Origin of the sequence: Muribaculum sp. (assembly GCF_029051885.1) — a bacterium.
In the GTDB taxonomy this organism is placed as follows: Bacteria; Bacteroidota; Bacteroidia; order Bacteroidales; family Muribaculaceae; genus Muribaculum.
In genome coordinates, this window is record NZ_JAIDKI010000062.1 from 1 (window position 1) to 4,831 (window position 4,831).

A 4,831-nucleotide genomic window follows, 5' to 3' on the forward strand; every position below is an offset into this window, starting at 1 on the left:
CCTTCGTCACATGTCGAAAATCGTCTCAAGCTATACGACCCTGGCGGCAACATTTATTATTAAACAAGCTCTAAAATAATTTCGACCAGTTACTTATTCAGCAGAAAGATTCCAATCGGCACACTCTACGAATACAAACTTGCCGGGAGCGACAACTCTGAAACGGAGTGTCACATTGTGGCGGCTGGGATTGTATTGCAGCAGTGTCACCTCATATTCCTGATCGATACCGCCTGTGCCGGGCATTGCATCAGGATAGCACATTCCGAGAGCTCCGGGAGCTACCTCGGTAGCGAAGTGCTTCTGGAGTGTTTCGGTAATCTGCTCGTCGTTGAGGCCGGGGAAGTAGGTAGCCATCTGCTCCTCAGTGAAGTTCTGCTTGAGAGTGGAGACACGGCTGTCGTAGTTGCCATACCATGCGGATGCGCCCGAATAGCCTTCCTGTGTGGCCTTGCCTCTACCCCATACATATCCATGAGTAGTAAACACATTGGCCTCGCCCCAGTTGTTCCAGAGGTCAGCATTCAGACCAAGCTCCTTAACACATTTTTCCTGCCATACCCACTCTACGCATCCATACCAGAACTTGCCGGAAATCTCATCAGTGAAGTTACCGCTTGATCCGGTCTGCATAGTCACATAGACTGTAGGATCAAATACCCAGTTCTTTGCAGCAGTGCGAACAAACTGGCTCATTGTCGACTCGATTACGACAGCCTTCTGTGCTACAGGCACTACAGCGGTGCCGTTTACGTAAACGGGGATAATATTACAGAGAGTCTTACCCATGCTCGAGCTATATGTACGTGACACAGCCCAGCCTTCAACCGTTACAGTAGCGTCATCCTTATTGGCAAATGCCACTTTCTGAGTGTCAAGACCCTGATAAAGGCTACCGCCATAATTAGCGCCGTCAACGAGGAAGTTGACATAGTTGCCATCAAGTTTTACCTTGACAGTTGCCTTGATATACTGGGGGAAAGCACCGGTCTTGGCCGAATTGGCGTCATCATATACTTTGGCCACAGCATCCCATTCAGCAGCAGTAGAGATGACTTTGGGAGTAGGCTTGATATTAGAAATACCGCCAATAAGGCTATATACAGGCGAGCCAATCTGCATGGCACCACCGTAAGTAGCGCCGGAACCAGTGATATTCAACTGGTCATTAATGCTCCATGCCGAGGCATCAAAGTTCTTGCCGGTATAAGCCAGAACACTGCCTGAGTTGTCGGTCACAATCATACCCTGGGCGCAAATGCCGGTCACTGCCACATTTACATCCACTGCGGCTCCTGAAGTAATCGAGGCAACAGCATTGGAGGGGGTGAAGGGCACCTGAGTCTCATCCACTACGGCATTCTCATATGTAATACGGGCAGTAGTGTTGGCAACCGCGCTCTTGAATACTGAGGTTGGAGTATTTGCGATAGAATCAAGCCATGCGGGTATATACTCGCGAGCTGTGATTACTTCGTTGAAACAGCCCTTGGAACCCATTTCGGCAAGCTGCTCCTCAACGCCGGCGGCTTTAGCCTTCTGTACGTTGGCCTTCATACCGGCTATTTTCTTATAGTCGCTGGAAGTAAGGGTATAGTCGATGTAGTTGCGCTGGGGTGCGTTGGGATTCGGGGCTTCGAAACCATCGAGATACTTCTCGTTCCAGGAATTCTCGGAGCATCCTGCCATAGCCACAGCTACGCCACATGCGAGCAGACCTTTAAATATATTATTTTTCATAATTATAGTTCTCTGTGGGGATTAGAAGTTGATGCGCATACGTATGGAGTAAGTACGGCCGAATGAGTAGAACACACCGTAAGCATTTTCCCATGTACCGTTGGAAGTGGTATTGGTCATGGCGTCGGTGATATAGTAGTTGTTGAACACGTTGTAGACGTTGCCATACAGACGGGCGCGTACACCGGCAATCTTGAAGCTATACGACGCGAAAAGGTCGAACTGCTGTCCCCAAGGAATCTGCCAGGGATCGCCAACATTGACAGTACCATTGCTGAGGGTCGAGCCTGAGAGCGAGAAGTCGGAGTATGTACGTGCCTCTGCTACCCAGTCGGCACCTACGCGGAAGCCTTTGAAGGGGAGGAAACTTACAGATACCGAACCCTGTGTCTGGGGAGAGTCGGCAACCTTCACACCCTTCTGGTTGACGGTAGCTTTGGCGTGGTCGGGAGCGGCAACACCTGAGGCAAGAGCACCGGTAGATATATTGGCAAGAGGCTGGCCGTAGTTGTTGTAGAAGTAACCGGATGCGTTGGAGCACCATTCCCAGTTGCCGAGCGAGAGCATACCCTCGATATTGAGCCACTGTACGGGAATCCAGTTGACGTTGAGCTCGACACCCATGTGGCGGGCATTGACACCCTCAAGGTTGATGCTGTAGCGGTTGCCGTCGTCCATTGTGCCGCCGCGGGCCATGGTCTTGTCAATCCACTTTGTGTAATATGCATTGAGAGTGACAGCGAGCTCACGGCTCTGATATCCGTAACCGGCCTCAAACGATACTACCTTCTCGTTTACGGCATTCTTGTTGGTGGCGTTGGATTGGCTGTAGGAGAGGAATGCGCCGCCCTGGAAGAAGGGAGCACGAGAGATATAACCGGCGTTGACGAACACATTGTTGCGGTCGTCGATGTTCCAGTTGGCACCGCCCTTGATGGTTCCGGCCCAGAAGTTCACGGTCTCAGAATCGCGGTGGGCCTTGTCGGCATAGAAGAGTTCGTGACGCCAGTATGAGGTGTTGTTGACCGAGCCGGCGAGCACGAAGTTAAACTTGTTGTCCATCATTGTATACTCGCCCTGGGCGTAGATACCCTCCTGGGCTGTATAGCCGCGATAGTTCTTGTATACGATGTCGCCGACACCGAGGTGCTCGTACTGCCATGCGGGATTGGCGGCAGCGGCATTGAGATCAGGCGATACACCGCGACGTGAAGAGTAGTCCATGAAGTATTCGCCATTGTAGAGGTCGACGAGCTTGTTGTAGTGGACACCACGGTAGTAACGCATGTCAATACCGCCGATAAGGTTGAGCACGTCGCCGTTCTGGAAGTCAAACTCTTTCTTATAGGAAGAAACAAGTCCGTACCACTGGTGCTTGTTTACACCTACCGACATTGCATACATTGAACCCTCGGTAGAGTTCTCGTTGATTTCCTGGATAGCACCGTAATCGAAAGTGCCGTCGGGACGACGGAAGCGGGTCGAGAGCACACCGTCGGTAGCGCCATACCAGTCGGAATAAGAGTATCCGTTGAGGCCTGTAGCCTGACCGGAGTAGCCGCCGGCGTCGCAGAATGAAGCGTAGAGAGCCGACGAGAGCGATGAGCTGTCGTCAATCTTCCAGATATGATTGAGCTGGATGATGGGCTTGTGGGAGTAGTTCTTGTTCTGAGTCTTCACGTGACCGTACTTGTCGTAACCGTAGGTGGGGTTGTACTTGTACATGCAGTCACCGTCCATATACTCCTTTCCATAAGTCTGATAGCCCATTACAGAGAGGCCTGAGCGCTGATTGGGGCGACGGATATGATTCTGCTGGCCGCCGAAAGCAGTAAGGCTGATCTGATGGTTCTCGTTGATACGCTTGGAGAGGTTGAAGAAGTAGTTGTAGTTGTTGTAGGGAGTGTACTGTACATAACCGTCGCCCCACTTGCGCGAGCCGAGGAATGTCATGGCCCAGCCATTCTTCATAAGGCCTGTTGAAACCTTTACACCATATGTGTTGAGGCCGTCGTTGCCCATACCGTACCATACCGAGCCGCCTTTTTCAGAATCGATAGTGCGGGTGGTGATATTGATGGTACCGCCCACAGAAGGACTCGATACAATTGTAGCTCCGAGACCACGCTGTACCTGAATGTTGCTTGTCACATCGGAGAGACCGGCGAAGTTGCTCCAGTATACCCCACCCCACTCCATATCGTTGACGGGGATACCGTTGATCATTACAGCCACGTTCTCGCTCTTGAAGCCGCGTACGTTGGTCTTGGCATCACCGAAACCACCGCCCTGCTTGGTAGTCCAAACGCCGGGAGTAGTCTTGAGTACTTCAGGAAGATCCTGGTTGCCGAGCTTGAGATCGATAGTCTGGGCTCCTACAGTAGATACTGCTACAGGAGTAAGACGTGTCTTTGCAGCCGACTGCTCGATAACGACGTCTTTAAGCATCTGTGCCTCCACGTCAAGGGCGATATCACCCATAGAGGAAGCTGCCTTGAGGTCGCGCGACTTGTATCCAATATAAGAAATGTGGATATTCTTCCCCTTTGGAACATCCAAAGTGAAGCGACCGTCGATATCTGTAGCAGCGGCAATAGAAGTGCCGGGTACACTGACCGTGGCGCCGATAATAGGCTCGCCCTGGTCATCCACAACGACGCCACTACACTTGATATCACCAGGTGCGGCCATCGCAGCCACACAAGCGAGCCAGACGATGCTGGCCAAGAGAATGAGTCTCTTCATAATAATGACTTGGTTGAATTAATTGAAAAATATAGCAAATTTTATCTTTTCCTAAAAGGATACTTTGACATTTCCGCGACGGATAGTCAAAAAGCATAAAACTGAAAGATAGCGCGTTAGCATGCCTCCGCAGCCACGTTACAATTTTTCACAAAGTTATTAAAAATAATAAAATCAACCGCTTCAAAATTGTTAAATCTTTGTGGCATAACAATATTTTAGCGGGAATGTGTCCTGCGACATATCCCCGCTATGATATATACATTAATGTTTCTTAGACCCCGTTCACCAATATTTGTTAACGCTGGGGCGGTCAAGCGTCGTGCAGATGTGTTCGCGCAGTGAG

At 50.7% G+C, this 4,831-nt stretch carries 2 protein-coding genes; both read right to left on the reverse strand.

Translation table 11 applies throughout. From position 1 onward, the window contains the following. Nucleotides 1-93: 93 nt before the first annotated feature. Complete coding sequence (locus tag K2I50_RS02700; RefSeq protein WP_301024709.1) at nt 94-1,740, reverse strand: hypothetical protein; 1,647 nt, start codon at nt 1,738-1,740, stop codon at nt 94-96. A 21-nt stretch (nt 1,741-1,761) separates the two neighbouring features. Beyond that, on the reverse strand, nt 1,762-4,485 hold the full coding sequence (locus K2I50_RS02705; RefSeq protein ID WP_301024710.1) for a TonB-dependent receptor: 2,724 nt from the start codon (nt 4,483-4,485) through the stop codon (nt 1,762-1,764). Nucleotides 4,486-4,831 lie beyond the last annotated feature (346 nt).

Excerpts from the sequence above, each read along its gene's own strand:
- K2I50_RS02700 (WP_301024709.1), bottom strand. The coding sequence starts at position 1,740 with ATGAAAAATAATATATTTAAAGGTCTGCTCGCATGTGGCGTAGCTGTG.
- K2I50_RS02705 (WP_301024710.1), bottom strand. The coding sequence starts at position 4,485 with ATGAAGAGACTCATTCTCTTGGCCAGCATCGTCTGGCTCGCTTGTGTG.